The sequence below is a fragment of the Bradyrhizobium japonicum USDA 6 genome (genome assembly GCF_000284375.1).
Classification (GTDB): Bacteria; Pseudomonadota; Alphaproteobacteria; order Rhizobiales; family Xanthobacteraceae; genus Bradyrhizobium; species Bradyrhizobium japonicum.
Genome location: NC_017249.1, coordinates 4,599,160 through 4,623,912, shown reverse-complemented (window position 1 = coordinate 4,623,912; position 24,753 = coordinate 4,599,160). Strand labels below are relative to the sequence as shown.

At 65.0% G+C, this 24,753-nt stretch carries 27 protein-coding genes, 1 tRNA gene and 1 pseudogene; 12 read left to right on the top strand and 17 right to left on the bottom strand.

The genetic code is table 11. The annotated features are described in order from the left end of the window. Positions 1-27: 27 nt before the first annotated feature. Positions 28-177 carry a hypothetical protein gene (locus BJ6T_RS47345; protein ID WP_155256730.1) on the bottom strand — a complete coding sequence of 50 codons (150 nt, stop codon included), beginning with the start codon at positions 175-177 and terminating at the stop codon, positions 28-30. Between BJ6T_RS47345 and BJ6T_RS21830 the strand changes: the two genes are divergently transcribed. Next, positions 167-565 (top strand): hypothetical protein, encoded by a 399-nt coding sequence (locus BJ6T_RS21830; RefSeq protein WP_039227953.1) that lies wholly within the window; start codon positions 167-169, stop codon positions 563-565. The genes BJ6T_RS47345 and BJ6T_RS21830 overlap by 11 nt on opposite strands. Positions 566-818: 253 nt before the next feature. On the opposite strand, the gene tolA is transcribed toward BJ6T_RS21830, so the two are convergent. The 4 genes from tolA to mgtE form a co-directional block, all read right to left on the bottom strand. After that, positions 819-1,808: a cell envelope integrity protein TolA gene (gene tolA, locus BJ6T_RS21825; RefSeq protein WP_014494637.1), complete on the bottom strand. Its 990-nt coding sequence runs from the start codon at positions 1,806-1,808 to the stop codon at positions 819-821. Between the two features lie 49 nt (positions 1,809-1,857). Continuing rightward, the gene (locus tag BJ6T_RS21820) at positions 1,858-2,676 is read right to left on the bottom strand and encodes an aldo/keto reductase (RefSeq protein ID WP_014494636.1); all 819 of its coding nucleotides are present in this window, start codon (positions 2,674-2,676) and stop codon (positions 1,858-1,860) included. A gap of 145 nt (positions 2,677-2,821) precedes the next feature. Continuing rightward, positions 2,822-3,157, bottom strand: a complete 336-nt coding sequence (locus BJ6T_RS21815; protein WP_014494635.1) for a helix-turn-helix domain-containing protein — start codon at positions 3,155-3,157, stop codon at positions 2,822-2,824. Positions 3,158-3,356: 199 nt separating this feature from the next. Next, entirely contained in the window at positions 3,357-4,778 is a 1,422-nt protein-coding gene (gene mgtE / locus BJ6T_RS21810) for a magnesium transporter (RefSeq protein WP_028169898.1), read from the bottom strand. Between the two features lie 82 nt (positions 4,779-4,860). On the opposite strand from mgtE, the gene BJ6T_RS21805 reads away from it, so the two are divergent. After that, complete coding sequence (locus BJ6T_RS21805; RefSeq protein WP_014494633.1) at positions 4,861-5,667, top strand: polysaccharide deacetylase family protein; 807 nt, start codon at positions 4,861-4,863, stop codon at positions 5,665-5,667. Positions 5,668-5,828: 161 nt separating this feature from the next. Beyond that, positions 5,829-7,154, top strand: coding sequence for a polysaccharide deacetylase family protein (locus BJ6T_RS21800; protein ID WP_014494632.1), 1,326 nt, complete (start codon positions 5,829-5,831; stop codon positions 7,152-7,154). 3 nt (positions 7,155-7,157) lie between these two features. Here the strand turns inward: BJ6T_RS21800 and BJ6T_RS21795 are convergent, their stop codons facing one another. Further along, positions 7,158-7,532 (bottom strand): hypothetical protein, encoded by a 375-nt coding sequence (locus BJ6T_RS21795; RefSeq protein ID WP_014494631.1) that lies wholly within the window; start codon positions 7,530-7,532, stop codon positions 7,158-7,160. A gap of 215 nt (positions 7,533-7,747) precedes the next feature. Here BJ6T_RS21795 and BJ6T_RS47340 point away from each other — a divergent pair, with 215 nt between their 5' ends. The 5 genes and pseudogenes from BJ6T_RS47340 (at position 7,748) to BJ6T_RS21770 (ending at position 11,347) form a co-directional block, all read left to right on the top strand. After that, positions 7,748-8,005: a hypothetical protein gene (locus BJ6T_RS47340; protein WP_174770120.1), complete on the top strand. Its 258-nt coding sequence runs from the start codon at positions 7,748-7,750 to the stop codon at positions 8,003-8,005. Between the two features lie 225 nt (positions 8,006-8,230). Next, positions 8,231-9,440 (top strand): annotated as a pseudogene (zigA, locus tag BJ6T_RS21785) (zinc metallochaperone GTPase ZigA). Next, the gene (locus tag BJ6T_RS47975; protein WP_038956467.1) at positions 9,437-9,622 is read left to right on the top strand and encodes a hypothetical protein; all 186 of its coding nucleotides are present in this window, start codon (positions 9,437-9,439) and stop codon (positions 9,620-9,622) included. Before zigA ends, BJ6T_RS47975 begins: the two are co-directional and overlap by 4 nt. Before the next feature lie 224 nt (positions 9,623-9,846). Then, complete coding sequence (locus BJ6T_RS21775) at positions 9,847-10,476, top strand: DUF1326 domain-containing protein (protein ID WP_014494628.1); 630 nt, start codon at positions 9,847-9,849, stop codon at positions 10,474-10,476. A 49-nt stretch (positions 10,477-10,525) separates the two neighbouring features. Beyond that, entirely contained in the window at positions 10,526-11,347 is an 822-nt protein-coding gene (locus tag BJ6T_RS21770) for a DUF2182 domain-containing protein (RefSeq protein WP_014494627.1), read from the top strand. A gap of 155 nt (positions 11,348-11,502) precedes the next feature. On the opposite strand, the gene BJ6T_RS21765 is transcribed toward BJ6T_RS21770, so the two are convergent. Continuing rightward, positions 11,503-11,587, bottom strand: a tRNA-Leu gene (locus BJ6T_RS21765). Positions 11,588-11,804: 217 nt separating this feature from the next. After that, entirely contained in the window at positions 11,805-12,047 is a 243-nt protein-coding gene (locus tag BJ6T_RS21760; protein WP_015685538.1) for a FliM/FliN family flagellar motor switch protein, read from the bottom strand. Between the two features lie 77 nt (positions 12,048-12,124). Here BJ6T_RS21760 and lipB point away from each other — a divergent pair, with 77 nt between their 5' ends. Beyond that, positions 12,125-12,862 carry a lipoyl(octanoyl) transferase LipB gene (gene lipB, locus BJ6T_RS21755; RefSeq protein ID WP_028169900.1) on the top strand — a complete coding sequence of 246 codons (738 nt, stop codon included), beginning with the start codon at positions 12,125-12,127 and terminating at the stop codon, positions 12,860-12,862. A gap of 199 nt (positions 12,863-13,061) precedes the next feature. Next, positions 13,062-13,775 (top strand): DNA helicase, encoded by a 714-nt coding sequence (locus BJ6T_RS21750; RefSeq protein WP_014494624.1) that lies wholly within the window; start codon positions 13,062-13,064, stop codon positions 13,773-13,775. 45 nt (positions 13,776-13,820) lie between these two features. Here BJ6T_RS21750 and BJ6T_RS21745 read toward each other — a convergent pair whose 3' ends face one another. Beyond that, the gene (locus BJ6T_RS21745; protein ID WP_014494623.1) at positions 13,821-14,243 is read right to left on the bottom strand and encodes a tautomerase family protein; all 423 of its coding nucleotides are present in this window, start codon (positions 14,241-14,243) and stop codon (positions 13,821-13,823) included. A 113-nt stretch (positions 14,244-14,356) separates the two neighbouring features. Between BJ6T_RS21745 and BJ6T_RS21740 the strand changes: the two genes are divergently transcribed. Then, positions 14,357-15,208 carry a LysR family transcriptional regulator gene (locus tag BJ6T_RS21740; protein ID WP_014494622.1) on the top strand — a complete coding sequence of 284 codons (852 nt, stop codon included), beginning with the start codon at positions 14,357-14,359 and terminating at the stop codon, positions 15,206-15,208. On the opposite strand, the gene BJ6T_RS21735 is transcribed toward BJ6T_RS21740, so the two are convergent. The 4 genes from BJ6T_RS21735 to BJ6T_RS21720 are packed head-to-tail and all read right to left on the bottom strand — an operon-like array spanning position 15,205 to position 18,315. Then, complete coding sequence (locus BJ6T_RS21735) at positions 15,205-15,582, bottom strand: hypothetical protein (protein WP_141378656.1); 378 nt, start codon at positions 15,580-15,582, stop codon at positions 15,205-15,207. The two genes, BJ6T_RS21740 and BJ6T_RS21735, sit on opposite strands and share 4 nt — an antisense overlap. Positions 15,583-15,642: 60 nt before the next feature. Next, the gene (locus tag BJ6T_RS21730) at positions 15,643-17,079 is read right to left on the bottom strand and encodes a TIGR01777 family oxidoreductase (RefSeq protein ID WP_014494620.1); all 1,437 of its coding nucleotides are present in this window, start codon (positions 17,077-17,079) and stop codon (positions 15,643-15,645) included. After that, positions 17,076-17,741 carry a DUF4166 domain-containing protein gene (locus BJ6T_RS21725; protein WP_014494619.1) on the bottom strand — a complete coding sequence of 222 codons (666 nt, stop codon included), beginning with the start codon at positions 17,739-17,741 and terminating at the stop codon, positions 17,076-17,078. The genes BJ6T_RS21730 and BJ6T_RS21725 overlap by 4 nt, the downstream gene beginning before the upstream one ends. 16 nt (positions 17,742-17,757) lie before the next feature. Then, on the bottom strand, positions 17,758-18,315 hold the full coding sequence (locus BJ6T_RS21720) for a GbsR/MarR family transcriptional regulator (protein WP_014494618.1): 558 nt from the start codon (positions 18,313-18,315) through the stop codon (positions 17,758-17,760). Positions 18,316-18,466: 151 nt separating this feature from the next. Between BJ6T_RS21720 and BJ6T_RS21715 the strand changes: the two genes are divergently transcribed. Next, a complete protein-coding gene (locus BJ6T_RS21715; protein ID WP_014494617.1) occupies positions 18,467-19,987 on the top strand; it encodes a PAS domain-containing hybrid sensor histidine kinase/response regulator family protein in 1,521 nt (506 codons plus the stop codon). A gap of 127 nt (positions 19,988-20,114) precedes the next feature. Here the strand turns inward: BJ6T_RS21715 and BJ6T_RS21710 are convergent, their stop codons facing one another. The 4 genes from BJ6T_RS21710 to BJ6T_RS21695 all read right to left on the bottom strand — a co-directional run bounded on the left by BJ6T_RS21710 (position 20,115) and on the right by BJ6T_RS21695 (position 24,697). Then, a complete protein-coding gene (locus tag BJ6T_RS21710; RefSeq protein ID WP_014494616.1) occupies positions 20,115-20,414 on the bottom strand; it encodes an acylphosphatase in 300 nt (99 codons plus the stop codon). After that, positions 20,411-21,277: an isocitrate lyase/PEP mutase family protein gene (locus BJ6T_RS21705; RefSeq protein WP_014494615.1), complete on the bottom strand. Its 867-nt coding sequence runs from the start codon at positions 21,275-21,277 to the stop codon at positions 20,411-20,413. Before BJ6T_RS21705 ends, BJ6T_RS21710 begins: the two co-directional genes overlap by 4 nt. A 157-nt stretch (positions 21,278-21,434) precedes the next feature. Further along, positions 21,435-23,450, bottom strand: coding sequence for an acetyl-CoA carboxylase biotin carboxylase subunit (locus tag BJ6T_RS21700; RefSeq protein WP_014494614.1), 2,016 nt, complete (start codon positions 23,448-23,450; stop codon positions 21,435-21,437). Between the two features lie 176 nt (positions 23,451-23,626). Continuing rightward, positions 23,627-24,697 carry a zinc-binding metallopeptidase family protein gene (locus BJ6T_RS21695; protein ID WP_014494613.1) on the bottom strand — a complete coding sequence of 357 codons (1,071 nt, stop codon included), beginning with the start codon at positions 24,695-24,697 and terminating at the stop codon, positions 23,627-23,629. Positions 24,698-24,753 lie beyond the last annotated feature (56 nt).

Sequence of the window (24,753 nt, the reverse complement as noted above, 5' to 3'; positions counted from 1 at the left end):
GCGGCCGAGGCCGGTCCTATGCCGATCCTATGCAACCGCGATCGCGCCAATCTCGAAATCATACAGCATCCGGCACCATATCCGCACCGTCGCGCAAGCTCGCGCGGCGTAGCGAACTGGTGAAAAAATGTCGAACTCAGGGGTCAGCGACAGGATTATCGATCCGATGATGGCCATCGCGAACTGCTCAACGCGGCAGCGCATCGTCGTGGTCGGCGCGAAGAGCATGGAATTGATGATGGAGTTGCATCGTCGCGGATATCTGCTGGCGACGGCGGCAGGCAATTGCGGCCTCCCGGCCGGTCAATACGAGGTCGCGCTGGTGGATTGGCGCAAGCGCACGCTTCACGCACTCGATGCGACGGTGGATTGGCTCGACGACTTCCTCAGTCGCCGTGCCGTGCTGGTGATCTGGCTCGACGCTCAGAAAGCGGCAGCAAAGGAAGCTTTGCGTGCCGCGGTGACGAAGCGCGGCTTCGTCGTCCTGCAGGGCGCCGAGCATCCCTGCGGCAGCGTGCTTCTGGCGCGACGTTCGGAGGCCATCCCCCTTCGGCAGGCCGCGTGACCATCCGCCGGAACTCATGGATTTGATCCGATGCCAAAATCGAAAATTCGACGCGCCGTCATTCGCGAGTGGATGGCTCTCGCGCCGGCGCAGCGACGCTCCGCCGAGCAGGCCGGCGCGTTTGCACGGCACACCATCGAAAGACATAGCTTGCCACGCAGCCGGAGAACGCCGCACGCCGTGATCATGGCATGGCTGAAGCCGCGCACCGGGAGGCCTTAGCTCGCAGGATGGATAGGGTGGAGCGAGCCGCCTACCCTCCGCCGAAATCCCGCGGCGAGAACGGCAGGTCCAAGATCTTCCATTCGCCGTACTTGTCGGCCGGCAGCATCTTGTAGGGTTGGCAGGCCTGAAGCGCTGCGGTCGCGGATTTCACGATGGCCACGCCCTTCGCGGATGGCGGAGCTTCGATCAGGATCGGCGGGCGGGCCAGCGTGCCGTCGGTGGCGAACACCGTGCGCAGCTTGATGTTGACGTTGTCGGTCGGGTCGACCCCGGCCGGCAGTTTGGCGCAGCCCTTCAGGTGGCGACGCAGCGCGGCGATGACCTCGGGTGGCAGCTTGGCTGCGATTGAATCCTTGGCATCGCCGCCATCGTCCTTGGGGGCGTCTTTCGGCAGATCCAGCGGCAATTCCGGCGGCAGGCCCAGCATGACGCCGTACTTGACCGTCACGTCAGGCTCCGGCGCCTGATAGGCGGGCGGCGCGGCCTGTGGCTGCTGCATCGCTTGTGGCGGCGGCTGTTGCGACGGCGGCTGCGGCATCGCCTGAGGCAGCGGTTGTTGCTGGGGTTGCGGAGGCGGCTGTTGCGACGGCTGCGGCTGTTGAGGCTGCGGCTGCACATTGGCCTCCCGCTGCTTCGGTGCCTGTGAGGGTTGCGGCTGCGGCTGTTTCTGCTGCGGTTCAGGCGAGGCCTGCGGTGACGGCGACGGCGCCGCGGCCTGCTGCTTGGTCGCAGGCTTCGGCGCGGCCTCCGTCTTGTCCTTGTCGGTGAAATCAAGCTTCGGCAGTTTCAGGTCCGGCAGCGGCTCCGGCGGCTTCTCCGCCTGCTCCTGAGCCTTCTCCTCGGCCTTGGCCTCCTCCTGCTTCACCTGCTCCGGCGTGACGATGTCCACCGAAACAGTCTCCGGCGCCGCTGCGTGAAACGGATGGACTTCGCTGATCAGGATGATCAGCGCCACCAGCGTCAGATGCGCGACCGCCGACGCTGCAATGTCCGTCCGTATGATCTTCCGCAGTTCCATCGATCGATCTTGGGTTGCCACGCCGGTCCTAGCATACAGCAGCCCCCTCTCAATCCCATTTTGGCGCGAAGCCGAAATCGGTCAGGCGGCCCTTGGGATTTGCCAGCGCGGTGATCCGGGCCATCTCGTCGTCCGAGAGCTCGAAATCGAAAATATCGATGTTTTCCGACAAGCGTTCGACGCGCGAGGTGCGCGGGATCGCGGCGACATTCTGTTGCACCAGCCAGCGCAGGCAGATTTGTGCCGGCGTCTTGCGATGCGCGCGACCGAGCCCGGCGAGTGTCTGGTCGGCCTTGACGCGGCCCCTGGCGATCGGGCTGTAGGCGACCAGCGCGAGGCCATGCTGGTCGCAGGCTGCCCTCACCTTCGTCTGGTCGAGATAAGGATGATATTCGACCTGGTTGCAGACGAGCGGCTCCGGCGAGAGCGCCACCGCCTGCTCGATCAGCGCCACCGTGAAATTGGAAACGCCGATGTGGCGGGTCAGGCCCATGCGCTTGGCATGCGACAGCGCACCCAGCGTCTCCTCCAGCGGCACGTGCGAATTGGGCCAGTGCAGCAGCAGGAGATCGACGGAGGGTAGCCGCATCCGGGCGAGGCTCTCCTTGACCGAGCGTTCGAGATCATGAGGCGCGAAATGGTTGGTCCAGACCTTGGTCGTGAGGAAGATGTCGTCGCGGCGCACGCCTGAGCCGCGCAGGCCGTCGCCGACCTCGCGCTCATTGTCGTAGACCTGCGCAGTGTCGATGTGGCGATAGCCGAGCCGCAGCGCCTGCTCGACCACGCGGCCGCAAGCGCGCCCGCTCAGCTCCCAGGTCCCGAGCCCGATCGCCGGTATCCTTGCGCCATTGGCCTCGACGAACAGCATGAGGAATCCTCTCTGTTGCGATCGCCTCAAAACATCATCCGGGCGCCATTATGGACCCGGCCCATGACACTGCCAACGGACGACGCCGGCGCCGGGCCGGATATTCAGCGCAATGCTAACGGGAGGTTCGCGCCCGGCCTTGACGTCAGGCCTTGGCGAGCGCCTGGAACACGGTGTCCGGCGCATGCGCGATCACGGCGAGCAGCGCGCGGGCGGGTCCTCGCGGGGCGCGCTTGCCCTGCTCCCAGTTGCGGATGGTCTCGACGGGAACGCCGAGCTTGGCGGCGAACTCCATCTGGGTGAGGCAGGCGCGCCGGCGCAGAGCGCGCACCGCGAGCGAGCTGGCATCATCGCCAGGGGCGGCATTGGCCGCCGGCTCGGCCGGCAACGGCTGGACCGGAAGCGACTGGACCGGAAGCTCCTGCCCATCCCGCAACTCGACGACCCGTCCGTCCGCCTTCAGCCGCAACCGCATGTCCATTCCCCCAAGCACGGGCAATGATGCGGCAGGTCGCTTAAGTTCGGATTAAAGATCGTCGTCTCGTGCCCCGGACGCGGCTCAGGGCCGGGGCTCATCTCGCCGCAGAGTCTGCCTCGCCATCTGGGTCCCGGTTCTGCGCAGCAACGCGATGGGCGTTGCAGCGCGCCCTGGACACGAAAGCGTGGTTGCCGCACTTCCCCTACCTCAATCCGAACCACAGCGTCGCGATGCCGAGGAAGGAGAAGAAGCCGACGACGTCGGTCACCGTCGTGACGAACGTGCCGGAAGCCACCGCCGGATCGGCCCTGACACGTTCGAGCGCCATCGGGATCAGGATGCCGCCGAGCGCGCCGGCGACGAGGTTGCAGACGATCGCAAGCCCGATGACGATGCCGAGGCCCGGGATCTTGAACCAGGCCACTGCCGCGATGCCCGTGATCAAGGCGAAGGCAAGGCCGTTGACGAGCCCGACCAGGCCTTCGCGCATCACCACGCGCCAGGCGTTGGAGGAGCCGAGCTCGCGCGTCGCAAGCGCACGCACCGCGACCGTCATGGTCTGGGTCGCGGCATTGCCGCCCTGGCTCGCGACGATCGGCGCCAGCACCGCGAGCGCGACCATCTTCTCGAGCTGCCCCTCGAACAGGCCGAGCACCGAGGATGCAAGAAAGGCGGTGGCGAGATTGACCAGCAGCCAGTTGAACCGCGCCCGCGCAATGGTGAACACGGTGTCGGAGAGTTCTTCGTCGCTGTTGACGCCGCCAAGCGCCTTGAGGTCCTCGTCCGCCTCCTCCTCGATCACGTCGACGACGTCGTCGACGGTGATGACGCCGACCAGGCGATCCTGGGTGTCGAGCACGGGTGCCGCGACGAGATTGTACTTGCCGAACATGCGCGCCACCTCCTCCTGGTCCTCCAGGACTGAGACGCGGCGGCGATCCTCATCGGTCAGCTCGGCGAGCGCGACCGGGCGGCGGGCGCGGAGCAGGACGTCGAGCGAGACCGCACCCTGCCAGTGCTGGTCCTTGTCCACGACGTAGATCTCGTAGAAGCGGTCGGGCAGATCCGGCGTCTCGCGCATGTAGTCGATCGCCTGCCCGACGGTGAAATCCTGCGGCACCGCGATGAACTCGGTCTGCATCCGGCGACCGGCGGAATTTTCGGGATAAAGCAGGCTGCGCTCGAGCGCGACGCGCTCCTGCAACGGCAGCTTCTCGAGGATTTCCTCCTGCTCCGCCTCGTCCAAGGTTTCCAGCAGCTCGACTGCGTCATCGGATTCGAGCTCGCGGACGCCTTCCGCAACGGTCTCCGGCGGCAGCTCCTCGAGGATCTCCTCGCGCACGCCCTCGTCGAGCTCGTTCAGTGCCGAGAAGTCGAAGTCGTGCCCGGTCAGCTCGACCAGGCGAACGCGGTGGTCGGGCGCGAGAGCTCCGATCAGATCGCCGAGGTCGGCCTCGTGCAGTTCGGCGACACAGGCGCGCAGCGCGGCGCTGTCGCCGGCCTCGATCGCATGGGCAACCTCCTCGACGAATTCGTGACGAATTTCGCCGTCTTCATTGCGCATCGGAACGTGGTCGAGTACCGAGGCCTCGGCGGATGGGGCACCGTCCATATGTTCATCCATGGCGCGCCTCGCCGTTTGACAGGTTGGAACGAGTGGTCTGAGCTGACGGTCAGGCAATACCCACAAGCGAACTGCGAGCGCAATGACAAAGATGCTTCGGCTGAAATGGATGTCGATCTCGGTGGGCGCGGTCCTTGCGGGGCTCGCCGGCATCGCTTGTTCGGAGGCCGCGGACTGCCCGCGCAAGGACGCGCTCGGCACCTCGCGCGTTCTGAGTGTCGACGCCATGACCACGCCGCGCATCGGCCTGAAGAGCTTTCCGCAGACGCTGCCGCTCGCCGATCACGAGGTCGTGCTGACCTTCGACGATGGCCCGCATCCGCCGACGACGTCGAAGGTGCTGGCGGCGCTGGCGCAGGAATGCGTGCGCGCGACCTTCTTCCTGATCGGCCTGCACGCCTCCGAACATCCTGACATGGTCAAGCGCATCGCACGCGAGGGCCACACCATCGGCCACCACACCTGGTCGCACCCGTTCATGGCGCGGATTCCGTTCGAGAAGGCGAAGAGCGAGATCGACCGCGGCATCGCGGCCGACGAGATGGCGCTCAAGGGCGTGTCGACGACGACACCCTCGACGCCGTTCTTCCGCTTTCCCTATTTCGAGGGAACGCCACCGCAGCTCGACCTGCTCCAGTCGCGCGGCATCGTCGTGTTCGGGGCTGACCTCTGGGCCAGCGACTGGAACGAGATGACGCCGGAGCAGGAATTGAAGCTCGTCACCGAGCGCCTCGCCGCCGCCGGCAAGGGCATCATCCTCTTCCACGACCCCAAGGCACGCACGGCCGCGATCATGCCGGCCTTCCTGCGGTACCTCAGGGACAACGGCTATCGCGTCGTTCACGTCGTGCCGGCGGGCATGTCGCAAAAGAGCGCCGATGCGCATTGATGCCGCAATGTCACGGCGGCGCAAAATGGGGTGATTTGGGCTCTATTAACAGTCTGTTCATGCTACGGCATGCAAAGATGCAAAAGGTATTGCGCCTGAACCGTTTCTGGGCGTCTCCGACCAATTAAGGCGGCAGTCGCGCAAGGAGGCACACGAGGTTCATGATCGGAAGTAGCGTTGTTGTTCGGACGCGATCGTGGATCGTCCTCTGTCTGGGGCTGTTGGTCGTCGGTTCACCGGCGGCCCTTGCCGCGGACTGTCCCGGCCATCCGGACGCGCTCGGGACCTCCCGCACCCTCGTGGTCGATCCGCGCGAGCATCCGCGCATCGGCACCATGCAGTACCGCGAGACGCTGCCGCTGAAAGACCATGAAGTCGTCCTGACCTTCGACGACGGTCCGCTGCCGAAATATTCGAACCAGATCCTCAAGATGCTCGACGACGAGTGCATCAAGGCGACCTTCTTCATCATCGGCGGCCAGGCCAAGGCGAACCCGGAAGGCGTGCGCAAGCTGGTGGCGGCGGGCCACACCGTCGGCACGCACAGCATGAACCATCCGCTGACCTTCGACCGGATGCCGATCGAGAAGGCCGAAGCCGAGATCAACGGCGGCATTCAGTGGACCTCGGCCGCGATGACCGATCCGTCCAAGCTCGCGCCGTTCTTCCGCATTCCCGGCCTGATGCGCGCCGAAGGCGTCGAAAACCTCCTGATCTCGCGCGGCATCCAGGTCTGGAGCGCCGACTTCCCCGCCGACGACTGGCGCCATGTGTCGTCCGACCGCGTCTATCAGCTCGCGATCCAGCGGCTGGAGGCCAAGGGCAAGGGCATCCTGCTGCTGCACGACATCCAGCCCCGCACGGTGGCGGCGCTGCCGAAGATCATCCGCGACCTCAAGGCGCGCGGCTATCGCATCGTCCATGTGGTGCCCGCGACCGCCGACCGGCCGGCGACGCCGACCACGCCGGTGGAATGGCTGCTGCATCCGCCGACCGAAACCGTGCCGATCGCACGCTGGCCGTCCGTGCCGAACTTCGTGTTCGCGCAGACAGAAACGCTGCCGGCGCCCTCGCTTGCCGACCTCAACGCGCAGACCGAGCATCAGCCGCTGCTGCCGCGCAAGACCATCGCGCTGGCGAATGTCGCGGCGACCCTGCCCGTGCCCGATCACGATCTCTTTGCCATCCCGGAGGGCTCGGTCGAGGTCCTGCTGTCGACGACCTTGTCGCGGCGTGCCGCGACGCGGCTGGCGATGGCGGCCGAGACGCCCCGTGCAACCAGGGGCAAGGCCGGCAAGTCGCGCGGACATCGGACCGCACACGCGGCGCCGGCCGGAGCGAAGCACACCGCGCAGGCTTCGGGCACCGCCCCCAAGAGCATTGTCCCCAAGAGCAATGCCAAGAGCACCGCCCCCAAGGGCGCGGCACCGAAGAGTGCCGTGACGCATCCGACCCGCGTCGCCAGCCTGAAGAAGCGCGCGCAGTAAGCTCTATTGCCGCATGATGTTGGCGACGCAGAGCAGCACGATCAGCGCCAGGAAGAACAGGTCCATATAGGACTTGAGCTCGCCGTCGCGGCGCAGCCGGGCAACGTCGGCCACGACCTGCTTGCGCGCGTTCGTTGCGCCCGAACCGTCATTGATCGGAGCCTGCAGGCGCTTGGTCTCCGCCTCCAGCTTCTCGATCTTCTGGAAGAAATAGAACGCACGTAGCGTCGAGGCCGCGCGCATGCCGGCATAGACCAGCACCAGGATCGCGAGGATCGCCCGGTTCTGGTATTTCTCCATGAAATTCAGGCTGAAATAGACCATCGCCATGAAGGCGAAGTTCGTCACGAAGCGGTAGACGAAGCTAAGAAAGACCATGCTGGCTCCAGCCCTGAGCGGTGCGACCCGTCTACGCCATCTTTATTTCGACACAGATACGATCGCCGGCCGCCTTTTAGCCACGGGCGTTCATAATGCAAGCGAGAGTACCGGGGCCCGCCCGTTCCACGTAAACGCGAGGTTGCCAGCTGCGCGATGGAGATTCGCCGGAAGCTACGGTACATTGGCACAGCCACCGCATGTGGGGTCTGCCGATGCCGAAGAAGGGAATCACGGGCCACGACGACTGGGTGCTGACCGAGGCCCTGGCGACTGCGCTCGTCGCGCTGGAGCAGCTCGAACCAAAACACCAGCCGAGCGCGCATATGGACGACATCCGCAAGATGCTAGCGAACGGCAAGGAGCCGTCGGCGGTGAGCCTGCATCTCGCCCAGGCCAAATGCCGCCTGTTTCCGGACACGGACCCGCTCGAGATCTACCGGGAATACGGGATCGGCGACGAATATGGCTGAGAGGCCCGCGCCGGTCCTTCGAGCGCGCTGCTGCCCGGAGTTGAGCGGCAGCCGATCGCGACAACGATCATCCACCTCAATGTTCGCGTGAATTTGAGCTGAGCCGCGAAACGACTTGACGTCGGCGCCGCCAACGAATGTAATGTTATAACATTACATATTCGGTCCCAATGCCCCTCCCCAAGCGTCACCGCCCTATCCCCCTGAAAAGGCTCTTCGATCTCCATGCAAAAACTCCCCGTCACCGTCTTGTCCGGCTTCCTCGGGGCTGGAAAGACCACTTTGCTGAACCACGTCCTGAACAACCGGCACGGCCTGAAGGTGGCGGTGATCGTCAACGACATGAGCGAGGTGAACATCGATGCGGATCTGGTTCGCGATGGCGGTGCGAACCTGTCCCGGACTGACGAGAAGCTCGTCGAGATGACGAACGGCTGCATCTGCTGCACGCTCCGCGACGACCTCCTGAAGGAGGTGCGCGCCCTCGCCGAGAACGGCCGCTTCGATTATCTCTTGATCGAATCCACCGGCATCTCCGAGCCACTGCCGGTTGCGGCGACCTTCGATTTCCGTTCCGAAGACGGCGAAAGCCTCTCCGATGTGGCGCGTCTCGACACCATGGTCACCGTGGTCGACGCCGTGAACCTGCTCAAAGACTATTCGTCGACGGATTTTCTCGAGCAGCGCGGCGAAGCGCTGGCGAACGACCAGCGCACGCTGGTCGATCTCCTCGTCGAGCAGATCGAATTTGCCGACGTGATCGTTCTCAACAAGGTCGACGATGCCTCGCCCGCACAACGCGAGGCAGCGCGAAAGATCATCCGCGCGCTCAATCCGGAAGCGGATCTGATCGAAGCCAACCACAGCCGGGTCGCCTTCGATCGCATTCTCGACACCGGAAAATTCGACTTCGAAAAGGCGCAAGCGCATCCGCTCTGGTTCAAAGAGCTCTACGGCTTTGCCGATCACGTGCCGGAGACCGAGGAATACGGCGTGACGAACTTCGTCTATCGCGCGCGCCGGCCGTTCGATCCCGAAAAGTTCGACAAGTTCGTCAGGGAGCCCTGGCCCGGCGTCATTCGCGCCAAGGGACATTTCTGGCTGGCGACACGCCCGCAATGGCTTGGCGAGATCAGCCAGGCTGGCACGATCACGCGCACGCAGGCGCTTGGCTTCTGGTGGGCAAGCGTACCCGCGGAACGATGGCCGGATGACCCGTCCTGGCGGAAGCAGTTGCGCGCGAACTGGAACGACATCTACGGCGATCGCCGCCAGGAAATCGTGTTCATCGGCACCAGTATGGATGAAGGTTCGCTTCGCGCTCGGCTGGACGCATGCCTCGTGCCCGGGAAGCCCGCCATGAACGTCACCGAATGGGCGAGGCTCGCAGACCCCTTCCTGGCGCCGCGCGGACGAAGCCGCGGAACGCAAATGACCAACGTCGTTCGATTCGTTCCGAAATCCGAACTCGAGCGGCAGCGCCTCATCCGTGAGGCGCGTTCGATCTACGACAGCATATTCCCGCCGGTTACCGTGTGCGGCGGGCAAGCGGATGATCGCTCAGGCCAAAGCGCGCCGCCTGAGGCGGTCGCCGAAAGCCAGCCAAAACAACGGTGAGGCTGAAGGCGGCGCGTTCGGAGGGCGGTCGCATTTATTGAAGTTTCAATGGCTTGCGGAAATGGGCAAAGAGTTTAGGTCGATCTCCAGCTGATAGGTGCTTTTTCCAGTCGATTGACCGAGCCTCACAATCGCTTGCGGGACTTCGCCGCACAGCGTAGCTTTCAACTCCACGTAGCTCATTCGAAAGCAATCTATCGGGTTCGGCCTAGCGGGAGAGAGCGATGGCGGATGTCCCATGGCACCTTTCCGGTGACTATTTCGAGAATTGCAGTTGCAGCATCGTGTGTCCCTGCCTCGTGTCGGCGGCTCCCCCGCTGACCGCGCGACCGACCGAGGGGTTCTGTAACGTACCGCTGATCTTCCATGTCGAAAGCGGCCGCTATGGCGACGTCGCGCTCGATGGACTCAATGTCCTGGTTATCCTCCACGCGCCGGGGGTCATGGCAGACGGAGATTGGTCGGTGGCCGCCTATATCGACCAGCGCGCCAACGATGAGCAGACCGAGGCTCTAGCTGCGATCTTCACCGGCGCCGCCGGTGGTCCCATGGCCGCGTTCACGCCGCTGATCAGCAAGAACCTGGGGGTTCGCAAGGTCCCGATCACATTCCGAATCGAGGGCAAGACACGGTCCGCGGAAATCCCGGATATTCTGCACATGTCCGTCGACCCGTTGCCGACCATGCATCCGAGCGGGGAAATGTGGGCCAACATCGGCCATCCGGTCAGCCCTGACGGGATGGTAATGGCGGTCGGCGCCGCCGGAAATACGTTCAGCGATCATGGCATGCGGTGGGACAATTCCGGCAAGAACGGCCTCTATGCGCCGATCCGCTGGTCGAACCAGGCGTGATGCAACTCCTGACCCGGCCTTGCGAGAAGACCGGCAACACTTATCGCAAATGACCGACGGCCCCCTGGAAACCGTGCTGCGGCGCGATCGCTGGATCGTCGGTGGCGCGATCGGGATCATTGTCGCGCTGGCATGGGCCTATGTGCTTTGGCTCGCCGAGGACATGGACATGGGCGGCATGGACATGACCGGGTTCCGCATGATTCCGGCCGGGATCGGAATCATGTTGCCAGCGAGCGAGCCATGGCGAGCGATCGAGTTCGCGTATGTGCTGCTGATGTGGGTGGTGATGATGGTCGGAATGATGGCCCCCTCGGCAGCGCCGATGATCCTCATGTACGCCCGCGTGGGTCGACAGGGGAAAGCGCAGGGCAAGCCGTTCGCTGCGACCGGCTGGTTTGCGGCCGGTTATCTCCTCGCCTGGGCCGGCTTTTCGCTCGCAGCAACCCTGCTCCAATGGGCGATCGAGCGGGCAGTCCTGCTGGATTCCCGGATGACGATCGCCAGCAATCTGCTCAGTGCAATCGTGCTGATCGCAGCGGGAGTCTATCAATGGACACCGCTCAAGGACGTCTGTCTCGCCCAATGCCAGTCACCATTTGTGTTCCTGATGCGCCACGGCGGCTTTCGCGACGGCCTGCGAGGCTGCCTGCTGCTGGGGCTGCGGCACGGAGGCTATTGTGTCGGCTGCTGCTGGGTCTTGATGGCGCTTTTGTTCGTGGGCGGGGTGATGAACGTGCTTTGGATTGCGCTTTTGGCCCTTCTCGTCCTGTTGGAGAAACTTACGCCGATCGGACGATGGATCGCGCGCGCCGCCGGGATTGCGTGTGCGAGCGCTGGCGTCTGGCTACTGGTGTCGTCGCCGCGGTGATGAGCAACCTGCTTGATGTTCAGTTCGAGTGCCCTGCTGCAAGCGGCGAGCACGCCGAGCCGCCAGCCCTACGCTCGAACCGTCAGACCGAGACGGCCGAACGGCGAAGACCTGGGCTGCCTGAGCCGGTCTCTCCATCGATCGGCTTTCGAGGCTGGTGCGCTCGGAGGGACTCGAACCCCCACGATTTTACTCACTGCCACCTCAAGGCAGCGCGTCTACCAATTCCGCCACGAGCGCTTTGGGGATGCCGGCTTTGGGCTTGAGGCCTGCCGGATCAACGGCGCCGATCTAACAAATCCATCAGAGGGGTACAAGCCTGCAAAGGCCCAGAATTCCACAAGCTTGGCAGGAAAAATCCGGACCCCTGCCCGGATCGGCCCTATCGAGTGCCCCGGCCCTGCCGGCTACCCCGGGCCGCTCCCGCGTGCCCAGGCCGCACCGCGTGCCCGGGCCGCTACCGCGTGCCCGTCGTGCGCGGCAGCATCTGCTTGACCTCGACCGCGATCCGGTTGCGGTCGACCAGCACGACCCCGGAGGCGACCGGCAGATTGTTGGCGAGTACCTTGACCTCGTCGGCCTCGGTTGCGTCCAGTTCGATGATGGCGCCGCGGGAAAGACGTAATACTTGATGGATCGGCATGGTGGTCGTCCCGAGGACGACCATGAGATCCACGGTGACTTTATCGAGAGTGGGCACTGTCAGGACCGCCGCAACTTGGGACTTAAGCCAAAGGAGATTTGCTCCCCAGATGATCACCACGTTATGGTTAGCCAATGGTTAATTCGCCTCAAAACCCCCGCCAAGACCTCGATTTGACGTCGTTTTCCGCCTCCACCGGCGAGCCCGTGGAGTGGCGAATCTCGGACGCGCCGGTGCCCTATCCGGAGGCCGTGGCCGCCATGGAGGCGCGAGTCGCCCAGATCGCCGCCGGCGAGGCTCCCGAGCTGGTCTGGCTGCTCGAGCACCCCCCGCTCTACACCTCCGGCACCTCGGGCAAGGAAACCGACCTGCTCGATCCCCGCTTCCCGACCTTTGCCACCGGGCGCGGCGGTCAGCTCACCTATCACGGGCCCGGTCAGCGGGTGGCCTATGTCATGCTCGACCTCAAGCGGCGCCGGCCGGACGTCCGGGCCTATGTCGCGAGCCTGGAGGAATTGATCCTGCGGACGCTTGCCGCCTTCAACGTCCGCGGCGAGCGGCGCGAGGACCGGGTCGGCGTCTGGGTGAAGCGGCCCGACAAGGGGCCCGAGCACGAGGACAAGATCGCCGCGATCGGTGTGCGGCTGAAGCGCTGGGTCTCGTTCCACGGCATCGCCATCAATGTCGAGCCGGAGCTGTCGCATTTCGCCGGCATCGTACCCTGCGGCGTCGCCGACCCCCGCTACGGCGTCACCTCGCTGGTCGATCTCGGCCAGCTCGTGACCATGGCCGATGTCGACATCGCGCTGCGCCAGGCGTTCGAGGAGCTGTTCGGGCCGACCCGCGCGCTGGTGGCGGACGCGGCCGTCTAACTTTTCCTGTTCGAGCCCGACCGGCGCATATTCTCCGCTTACGGCGGAATCGGCTATGCTTGCTTCCGGTGCCGCCCACGCCTCCCCCTCCGCCGGGAAAGCAGACCTCATGCCGGGCGATGAGATCATCGGACCGACTGTTCGAGCGCCAGGCATAAGGAGGGATTGCGCTTTCTGCTCGCAATGGGAGGTTTTGACGATGAGACTCTCTGCGCCGATCTTTCATCTGAAGCGACGAGCCAGGCGCCTGTCGCGCGAGGAAAGGATTCCGCTCCACGACGCGCTTGACCGCATCGCTACGACGGAAGGATTTTCCGCCTGGAGCATGCTGGCGGCAAAGGCCGCCGCACTGACGCCCGCCAATCGCCTGTTCCCGCAATTCCGGCCGGGTGATCTGGTGCTGGTGGGCGCGCGCCCCGGTCAGGGCAAGACCCTGATGAGCCTCGAACTCGCCGTGGAGGCCATGAAGTCGGGCCATCGCGCTGCGTTCTTCTCGCTCGAATACACCGAGAAAGACGTCTTCGACCGCTTGCGTGCGATTGGCGTGGACCCCACGCAATTCGCTGACATGTTCGAGATCGACTGCTCCGATGCCATCAGCGCCGACTACGTCGTCAAGCAGATGGCGTCGGCGCCTCGTGGCACGGTCGTGGTGATCGACTATCTGCAACTGCTCGACCAGAGGCGGGAAAATCCCGATCTCGCTGTTCAGGTGCGCGCACTGAAATCCTTCGCGCGCGACGCCGGGCTGATCGTCGTCTTCATCGCGCAGATCGACCGATCCTATGATCCGTCGGTGAAGCCCTGCCCCGACCTCAACGACGTCAGGCTGCCGAACCCGCTGGACCTCAAGCTGTTCGACAAGACGTGCTTCATCAACAATTCCGAAGTCCAGTTCCGCGCGGCGAGCTGATGGCTTCAGGCCGCGGGTGAGTTTCTTCACCCGCGGCTTGCGACCTCACGCCGCTTGCAACGCAACTTCGAGCTTGCCGGCAATGTAGCGCCGCTCCTGGGTCAGGCCGCCAAACCCGTAGGCATCGCCCTTGACCTCGTCGACGTGCAGATACGTCTCGGGATGCAGCGGGCCCAAAATCTCGGCCATGCGCTTGAACATCGCGGCGAGATAGGCCGCCTTCTCGTCCTTGGTGTTGGTGCCTTCGCTGACATGGATGTCGATCCAGTAGCTGGCCAGCTTCTGCTCGGCGATCGACTTGCCGCCGGCGAACCAGTCGCCTGCGTCGACCGATTTCACGATGATGGCGGTGACCCTGGGGTCCTTGTGCAGGATCTTTGCGGTGAGCTCGGACACGGCGTTGGCGATATCGGCCTTCAACGAGGGCGACTGGCGGGAGGTGGTGTAGTACACGGTGATCAGGGGCATGGTGGTTCTCCTCAAGATGCTGCACGGAGTCTGCGCGGCGTTGGTAGGAAGCTAGACCTTGTCCCGTCATTTTGGTATCTTATCTCTTCTGATACCAGTGATAACGATCTGTAATGACAGCAACCCTCGACATCGCCACCATCAAGGCCTTCCTGCTGGTCGCCGACCTCCAGAGCTTTACGCGTGCGGCCGAAGCGCTCGGCACGACGCAGGCCGCCGTCAGCCTGAAGCTGCAGCGGCTGGAGGCGCTGCTGGAAAAGCGCCTCGTCGAGCGCTCGCCGCGGGCGGTCCGACTCACCGCCGACGGCGCCGCGTTCCTCGATCGCGCCCGCGCGCTGATGGAGGCGCATGACCGTGCACTGTCGGGCGAAACATCGACTGCGCAATCGCTCTCGCTTGGTATCTCCGACCATGCCGCGGGCCCCGAGCTGGTGCCGCTGCTCGAACGCCTGCACGCGATGTCCTCAAGTCTCACCCTCGCCGTCACCATCGGCTTCTCGCGCGAGATGCAGGACGCTTACGACGCAGGTCAGCTCGATGCCGTGATCGTCCGCCAGGAAGGCAGCCGCCGCGGCGGCGAGAAGCTGGCCGAAGACGAGTTCGGCTGGTTCGCGTCGCGACGCTTCACCCTGCCGAAGGGTGAGCCGCTGCCGCTCGCAACCCTCGCCCCGCCCTGCGGCGTCCGCGCCATCGCCGTCCGCGCGCTCGACAAGGCCAGCCTCGCCTGGCGCGAACGCTTTGTCGGCGGCGGCGTTACGGCGGTGGTCGCCGCCGCGCTTGCCGGCCTCGCGATCGCACCGCTCGCGCGCCGGATCGCGCCGGCAGGCCTGATCGACATCGGGCCTGTGCACAAGCTGCCGAAGCTCGGCAGCTCGAAGGTAATGCTGCATTCGAAGGTCAGCGATCCCGCCAAGCTGGCAGCGCTGCGTGCGGTGGCGGCGACGTTTCGGAGCGTGGCAGCCTAGCGCTCAGGCTGCCCCTCCTCGCCCGCATACTTGCCCGCGGCGAACCAATAGGCGATTCCCGCGAGAGCTCCGGCCAGTACAAAGTGCAGCCCCAACGGATGGTTGGCCCCAACGGTGATCCGCCAAACGAATGCACCGATCGCCGCACCGGCAGGAACGTAGAACAACACAGAGCGAATGCGGAGCGCTTCCCCGAACAGGATCACGAGTGCGGCCGGCATCCCACTGAGCAGGCAGACCAGGATCAGTATCAGCGGCAAGACAAACAATACCAAGGTGATGATACCGCCGAGGTTCTCCTCAAGACCCCGGTACGGCAGGGACAGGATCATCGCGATGACCGGCATCGCCGCCAATGTCGTCGCTGCCGTCAAGCATCCCCGAAACCAACCGTTCACCACGCGCGGGCAGCTATCGCAAGCCATGACACCACCTCACAAGATCGCCTCGAACGCGCTGCGCAGCGTCTCGTGCCGAAACACAAAACCGCGGCTCAGCGCCTTGTTCGGCAGCACGCGCTGGCCGCCGAGCAGGAGTTCGTCGGCAAAGCCGCCACCGATCCGGCGCAGCAGGCCGCCGGGGATTCGAAACACCGCGGGGCGATGTAGGCGGCGGCCGAGCTCCTCGGTGAATTTTGCGTTGGTGACGGGGATCGGCGCGGTGGCGTTGACGGGGCCGGCGAGATCAGGCGTCGCCATCACATAGGCGATCAGCCGGATCAGATCGTCGCGCTCGATCCAGGACATCCACTGCCGCCCGGTGCCGAGGGGGCCACCGAGGCCGAACTCGAACGGCGTCAGCATGCGCGTGATGAAGCCGCCTTCGGTGCCGAGCACGAGGCCGATGCGCAAGTAAACCACGCGGATGCCGAGTTCCTCCGCCGGCTGCGCCGCCTTCTCCCAGGCCGCGCAGAGCTCGTGGCTGAAGCAGGCATGCGACTTCGCCGATTCCGTCAGCACCTGATCGGCCCACAGGCCGTACCAGCCGATGGCGGAGCCGCTGACGAGCACCTCCGGCTTGCGCTCGAGCCGCGCGATCAGTTTTACGACCTCGCCGGTTATGTCGATGCGGGAGCCGAGAATTTTAGCGCGCTTTGCCTCGGTCCAGAGGCCATTGCCGATCGGCTCGCCGGCGAGATTGACGATGGCGTCGATTGGTGTGTCCACGGCGAGCTGATCGAGGCTGGTGATCAGCGTGACCGGCGGCGGCAGCATCTCGGCCTTCGCGGGGTTGCGGATCAGCGCGATGACGTCGTGCCCTGCCCCGCCAAGGCTCGCGGCAAGGCGGCTGCCGATGAAGCCGGTGGCGCCTGTTATCAGCACGGTCTTGCGGCCGGGGACCTTCTCGACGAGCCCGTGCGCCGGCACGCTCTTCATGCGGCCGAGTCGGCGCATCGCCGCAAAGTCCCTGACGCCGCAGAGCGCTGCGCCGACTGCGCAGGCGGTGGCGGCGATGCTGAGCAGGCCCTGATATACGACACTCACACCGAACGGCTGCATCGCCCAATCGATCAGCACCGGCAGCAGCAGCACCAGGATGGCGCCATAGTTGATCGCGAGCAGCGTGTGGTTGATCCGCTCAGTCGGCGGCAGCTTTCGGCTCAGATCTTCCTCAACGAAATCCATCAGCGTGATGACGATCTCTGCGACCAGCACCGCGACGATCAGGATCGCCAGCACGCCGTAAACCTCCAACCAGCCGAGCAGCAGGAACAGCAGCGCATAGAGCATGTTGCGGATGCCGTGCAGCTTCAGCTCGAAGCGCTGCGACGGGCGCCAGGCCAGGCGCTCGGTGAATTCGTGGTGATAGAAAGTGTCGAACACGCCCATCACGATCTGGATGGCGATGAGGGTCCACAACAGCGGCGTCATGATACGGCCTCCCTGAAGACGGCGGACTGGTGGATCAGCGCGCCGTAACGCGGGTGAGTGACATCGAGGGTGAAACGAAAGGCGCCTTCGCCGAGATCGCTATGCGTCACCGTGAGATCGCCGGGCGTGAGCCATTGCGGCAGCGGGATCCACAAGCGTCCGAGCTGGAGTCCGTAACCGGCACTACGGAAGGTCAGCGCCTGTCCCTCGACCGCGATGCGGAGCGCCATCGAGACGCCGAAGCCGACATACTCTTCGAGCCCGGTCGGGCCGGCAAAACGCTTGGCGGAATGGATCACTTGCGGAAAGCCGCACTTGCGCGCGCAGATGCGGGTCCAGGTCTGGCCGCCGGTCGCGCCGTCCTCGGTGACGGTCACAATCATGGGGACACCGGTGTCGCGGCCGGTCGGCAGCGGTCCGCCGATCAGGCGCGCGGCTTGCGCGAACCACCAGCCGATCTCGCTGAAGGAGACCTCATCGACCGCGCCGACATAGACGACGCTGTCGCCGTCGGCGACGCGTTTCGAAAAGCGCCGCCAGGTCGCGAGCGGCAGCCGGCCCCAATCCTCGTCCGACAGCAACGCGCGGAAGCGGCGGTCGTCGAGTAGTTTGACGTGAGCGGAGGGAGATGCGCTGGAGCCTGATAATCGAGCCGACGTCATCGCACCCTCCTCAACGCTATTTGGCCTTGCCCAGCGGCAGCAGGTTGGCGATCTTCTCGCCAAGCCGCATCAGGGCGACCAGCCGCGGTCGCGGCACCTTCAGCATCTGCATGAACCAGTGGTCGGCGAGCTCGGTGAAGGCGAGCATCTCCTTCAGCCGTTTGGCTGCGACCGGATTGATGGCGGGATCGTCGGCGGCGTCGGACACGCAGGCCCGGAGCGCCGTGATCGCCGGATCGAGCTCCCGCTCCTTGCGCCGCGCCGCGATCCGGGCCGCAACCTCCCAGATGTCGGTCTCGGCCTCGTAATGGTCGCGGCGGTCGCCGAGGATCGGCACCCGCCGGATCAGATTCCAGGCGAGCAGCTCCTTCAGCGAGTTCGAGACATTGGAACGCGCCATGCCGAGCGTGTCGGCGATGTCCTCGGCCGTCATCGGCGCCTCGGCGAGATAGAGCAGCCCGTGGATCTGGCTGACCGAGCGGTTGACGCCCCACCCGTCCCCCATGTCGCCCCAATGCAGGATGAAGCGCTCGACGGCGGCGGGCAGTTTCTTCTTTCCGGTTATTTCTGTCATAACAGAAATATCTGACGAGCGCGACTGATTGTCAAGAGCGCTCGGCGGCTTGCGTCCTGTATACCGTCCGTCGTATTTGCCTAAAAACGGCCCAGAGAACGGGAACCAAACGCCCTCCGGGGCGTTTGCCCCGGTTCCAGGCGGGTTGAGAATGACGACAAAGTCCAGTCAACAGAGAGACTTGTTCGAAAGCGAGCGCAGTTTTCGGCTGTTGGTGGAAGGAGTCGCGGACTACGCGCTCTATATGCTCGATCCCACCGGGATCATCACGAGCTGGAACATCGGCGGCGAGCGGATCAAGGGCTATTCGCCCGAAGAGATCCTCGGCCAGCATTTCTCGCGCTTCTACACCGAGACCGATCGCGCCAACGGCAAGCCCGCGCGTGCCCTCGGCATCGCGCGGGACCACGGCCGCTACGAGGAGGAAGGCTGGCGCGTCCGCAAGGATGGCACGTTCTTCTGGGCGAGCGTCATCATCGATCCGATCTACGAGCACGGCGCCCTGGTCGGCTTCGCCAAGATCACCCGCGACATCACCGAGCGGCGCAATGCGCAGCTCAAGCTCGAAGCGATGCAGAGGCAACTTGCCGAGTCGCAGAAGTTCGATGCGCTCGGACAGCTCACCGGCGGCGTCGCGCACGACTTCAACAACCTCCTGATGATCATCAGCGGGAGCCTTCACATCCTCAAGAAGCGCGATGAGGACGAGGCCAAGGTTCAGCGCGCGATGTCCGCGATCGAGACCGCAACCAAGCGCGGCGCCGCACTGACCAGCCAGCTCCTGACCTTCGCGCGGCGGCAGAGCGTCAATCCGCAGGCGATCCGCCTCGGCGACCGCATCGAGGCGATCCGCGAAGTGCTTCACGCCGGCGTCGGAAGCGCCGTTCGCCTCGCCTTCGACATCGACCGCGAGGTCTGGTCGGTCAAGGCTGATGTCTCCGAGCTCGAGACGGGGCTGCTCAATCTCGTCATCAACGCTCGCGATGCCATGCCCGACGGCGGTACCGTGACGGTCGGCGCACGCAACGTCGTCCTGGATGATCCGCTCCACCGCGGCGAGTTCGTCGCCATCACCGTCGCCGATACCGGGCTTGGCATCCCCTCCGACGTCGTCAACAAGATCTTCGAACCGTTCTTCACGACCAAACCCGTCGGAAAAGGCACCGGCCTCGGCCTGTCGCAGGTGCACGGTTTCGCTCATCAAGCGGGCGGCACGGTCAAGGTCGCAAGCGAGCTCGGCAAGGGCACGACCTTCACCATCCTGCTGCCGCGCGAAAGCGCGACCGCACCAATCGATATCCCTGAACCGGTGCCGGTTCCCGGCAGCGGCACCGTGCTGCTGGTCGAGGACAATCCCGACGTCGCGATCGTCAGCATCGGCTTGCTGGAGCAGCTCGGCTATCGCGTGCACCGGGTTGCCGACGCCGAGTCCGCCTTGCGCGAGCTCGAGAAGAACGGCGTCGACTTCGTGTTCACCGACATCGTGATGCCCGGCAAGATGGACGGGCTCGGTCTCGCCCATCATCTGCGCCAGATCCACCCTGGCCTGCCGATCCTGCTCGCCACCGGCTACAGCGAAGCCGCCGCCGATGTCCGCGGCGACTTCCCGATCCTGCGCAAGCCCTACGAGATTCACGAACTGAGCGAGGCGATCGCGAAGCTGCCAAGGTGATGGTCTCTTCACCTCGCCCTCACCGCGTCATTGGCCGGGCTTGACCCGGCCATCAACGCCTAGCCACGTCGCACGAAGAACGTGGATGCCGGGACAAGCACGGGCATGACGACCTCACAGAACGCACCTACACCGTCGGCAACACCGAAAACGCTTCCCCTGCCCTGCGCAGGTTCAACTCATCCGCACCGGCCGTCTCGCTCGTCACGCTATCCACGCGCGATGACGGCGGGCCGTGGCGGCATAGCGCGACCATGTCGGCGACATGCTTCGGTGTGCCTGCGAACAGCGCTTCCACGCTGCCGTCGCGGCGGTTGCGAACCCAGCCTTCGAGGCCACTTGTTGTCGCCTGGTACTCGACCCAGGCCCTGTAGCCGACGCCCTGCACGCGGCCGCGGATCATGACCTGGAGGATCGCCCGGCTCATTTTTTCAGCCCGAGAAAGCCGGCGCTGCGTGCCTTGACGTCGGCCTCGCGCATGACGCGGCTGGTCAAGTCCGGCGACGGAAGTCCTTTGAGGTTCTTCGGCCGCGTGCCCTCGCGCAACGCTTTCTGCGTCTCGTAGACGGCCTGCGTGGCAGCCGCGATCGGCGCGTGGCCCTGAAGCGCGATGCGCACGCGCTGGTTCGAGAGATAGTCGATCGCGTTCAGTTCGTCCGGCGCACCGCCGAGCACGATCGGCAGGCGCGTAGCGGCGACAATCGCCTCGAGCTCGGCGCGCGACTTGATGCCGGTGAAGAACAGCGCGTCGACGCCGGTCGCCTCATAAGCCCTGGCGCGGCGGATCGCATCCTCGATCGAGGTGACCGAGGCAGCTCCCGTGCGGCCCATGATGACGAGCGAGGGATCGCTGCGGCCATCCAGCGCCGCCTTCATCTTGCCGACGCCTTCTTCCAGCGAGATCAGCTGTGTCTTTGCCTCGCCAAAGGCGGCCGGCAACAGCGTGTCCTCGATGGTGAGGCCGGCGGCGCCCGCGGTCTCCAGTTCCTGCACCGTGCGGCGCACGTTGAGCGCATTGCCATAGCCGTGATCGGCATCGACCAGCACCGGCAGCGTCGCCGCGCGCGACATCCGCCGCATCTGCTCGGCAAGCTCGGTGAGCGTGATCAGCGTGACATCGGGGTCGCCGAGCACAGCGAGCGAGGCCACCGAGCCGCCGAACATGCCGAGCGGAAAGCCGAGATCCTCGGCGATGCGGATGGAGATCGCATCATAGACCGAGCCGGGATGAACGCAGGCCGAGCCGGTCAGGATCGAACGCAGTTTTTCGCGGCGGGAACGAAAGGCCATGGTGCCCTCTCAACTGTTGCGACGCAGCCGCAACATACTCCGTCATTGCGAGCGCAGCGAAGCAATCCAGAATCTTTCCGCAGAGGCAGTCTGGATTGCTTCGCTGCGCTCGCAATGACGGTGTTGGTGGGGCCAGTGAGGGCCCCACTCACTTGCTTTACGCAAACTCCAGAATTAGCGCATCCACGGCGAGCGTCGCGCCGGCGCTGGCGTGGATCTTCTTCACCGTACCGTCCTGCTCGGCGCGGAGCACATTCTGCATCTTCATGGCTTCGATCACCGCGAGCGTCTCGCCGGCCTTGATCTCCTGCCCTTCGGTCACCGCGATCGAGACCACGAGGCCCGGCATCGGGCAAAGCAGCTTCTTGCCGCTGTCGGAGGCCGTGGTCACCGGCATCAGCCGCGCCGAGGCTGCTTCCGCCTCGGTCCAGACATAGACCGGCACCTCGACGCCCTGATGCGCCAGACGGATGCCGTTGGCGATCGGGCGCGCCTGCACCGCGACGAAATGGCCGTCGATGGTGCCCTGCCAGACCGGATCGCCCGGCTTCCACGACGACTGCAGCAGATGCGCGTTGCCGGCCTTGCCTTCGGCATCGACGAAGCGGATCGCGATCGCCTCGCCCTCGCGTCCGACCTCGAGCAGAATCTCCTGGCGGTCGAGCCAGACCGCGCGGCGACGCTCGCGCTGCACGACGCGGCCGCCCATCTGGCCCGAGATCTGCCGCTTGCGCTCCCCTAACACGTGGTCGATGGCGGCGCCGACCGCCGCGATCCGCCGCGCGACCTCGCCTTCGGGCACGCGCACGGCAAAGCCCTTGGGGAATTCCTCGGCAATGAAACCGGTCGAGAGCCGTCCCTCGCGCCAGCGCGGATGGTGCATCAGCGCCGACAGGAATGGGATGTTGTGCCTGATACCCTCGACATAGAACGAATCCAGCGCGGTGGCCTGCGCCTCGATCGCGGCCGCGCGCGACGGCGCATGCGTGACGAGCTTGGCGATCATCGGATCGTAATGGATCGAGATCTCGCCGCCCTCCTGCACGCCGGTGTCGTTGCGCACGGTGATGCCGTCCTGGCTGGCTTCGGCCGGCGGGCGGTACTTCACGAGGCGCCCGATCGAGGGCAGGAAGTTGCGGAACGGGTCCTCGGCGTAGAGGCGGGATTCCACCGCCCAGCCGGTGAGTGTCACGTCCTTCTGGCTGATCGCGAGCTTCTCGCCGGCGGCGACGCGGAGCATCTGCTCGACGAGGTCGACGCCGGTGACGAGCTCGGTGACGGGATGCTCGACCTGAAGGCGCGTGTTCATCTCCAGGAAGAAGAAGCTCTTGTCCTGCCCTGCCACGAATTCGACGGTGCCGGCGGAGTCGTAATTCACCGCCTTGGCCAGCGCGACGGCCTGCTCGCCCATCTTGCGGCGGGTGGCCTCATCGAGCAGCGGCGACGGCGCCTCCTCGATGACCTTCTGGTTGCGGCGCTGGATCGAGCATTCGCGCTCGCCGAGATAGATGACGTTGCCGTGCTTGTCGCCCAGCACCTGGATCTCGATGTGGCGGGGATCGACGATGAACTTTTCGACGAAGACGCGGTCGTCGCCGAACGAGGCTTTCGCCTCGGCCTTGGCAAGGTTGAAGCCCTCGGCAACCTCGGCCTTCGAATGCGCGATGCGCATGCCCTTGCCGCCACCGCCGGCGGAGGCCTTGATCATGACGGGATAGCCGATCTCGTCGGCGATCCTGACCGCGTGCCTGTCATCCTCGATGACGCCGAGATAGCCCGGCACGGTCGAGACCTTAGCCTTCGCGGCGGCCTTCTTGGATTCGATCTTGTCGCCCATCGCGGCGATCGCGCCCGGGTTCGGGCCGATGAAGACGATGCCGGCGGCCTCCAGCGCGCGCGGAAACGCCTCGCGCTCGGACAGGAAGCCGTAGCCGGGATGCACGGCCTCGGCGCCCGTCTTGCGGCAGGCCTCCACGATCTTCTCGATCACCAGATAGCTCTCGGCGGCCGCGGGCGGGCCGATCAGAACGGCCTCGTCGGCCATCTCGACATGGAGGGCATCACGGTCGGCCTCGGAATAGACCGCAACCGTCTGAATTCCCATGCGGCGAGCGGTCTTGATGACCCGGCAGGCGATTTCGCCGCGATTGGCGATCAGAATGCGTTTGAACATGCTTTTCTTGAGTCTCGACCTTGGGCGGGACCCTTCCCTGGCCGTTGGGGCCTGCGGGGACGGGCCGTGTGGCCCCCGTGGTACATCAAAATCGGCCGGAGGCAACGGTCTAAATCCGGGGCCCTCTGGCGTACCAGCGCAAGACGGAAATGGGCCCGGTGAGCCCATGAGCGGACCTACGGCTTCGCGGCCTTGGCCACGTCCCTGACCAAGTCGTGAATGAAGCCCAGCTTGCCGACCACCGCCGGCGACAGGATGAACGGATAGAGATCGCGCAGCCCCATGGCGCGGTTGACGCTGTTGATGGCGAAGGTGAAGGGCAGCCATGCATTGACGAGCGCCTCGACGTCCCTCGTCTCATAGGGGTTGAAACGGATGCGCGCCGTCAACTCCCCGTCGCGGTCGACCCTGGGGCGCACCTCCATGCCGAACTCGGAGGCCATCTCCAGGGTATCGACGATGTGGAGGTAGTGCGCCCAGGTCTCGGCGAAATCCTCCCAGGGATGCGTGGTGGCGTAGGCCGAGACGTAGGTTTGCTGCCAGTCCGGCGGCGCGCCTTCGGCATAATGGAGCTGCAAGGCCTGGCCGTAATCGGCGGAATCATCGCCGAACACGGCGCGGCATTCGTCCAGCCTGCCGCCCTCGCGCACCAGCACGTCCCAGAAGTAATGGCCGACCTCGTGGCGGAAATGCCCGAGCAGCGTGCGGTAGGGCTCGCCCATCTCGAGCCTGCGCCGCTCGCGCTCGATCTCGTCGGTCTCGGTCAGCGCGATCGTGATCAGGCCGTTATCGTGGCCGGTCATGATCTTCTGCCCGCTGTTCGGATCGTCGGCGAGGAAATTGAAGATCAGCCCATGTTCGGGATTTTCCTGCCGCGTCTGGAGCGGCAGCTTCCAGCGGATCAGGGAATAGAATAGCCGGTGCTTCGCCACCTCCAACTCGCGCCAGCCGGCGAGCTGAACCGGATCGGACAGATCGGGCACGATGCCGTTGTGGCGGCAGGCGCGGCAATAGCCGGTGGTATCGCCCGCATCCGTCAGCCAGTTGCACGCATCGTACTCGGCGTTGCGGCAGAGCATACGGCTTTCGCCCTTGTCGGCCAGTATCTTCCAGGCCTCGCCGTCGGGCTCGATCGCCGACATCGTCTCCTTCTCCGGCAGGAACGCGACGCGGTGGCCGCAGCGTTCGCAGGCGCGGTTCTCGAAATAGAGGACGTTACCGCAGTCCTGGCAGACAAAGAGCTTCAAGATTTAACCTCTTCGGGAAGAGAGTTTTATGATTAAGAGTTGCGGCGCCTCGCAAA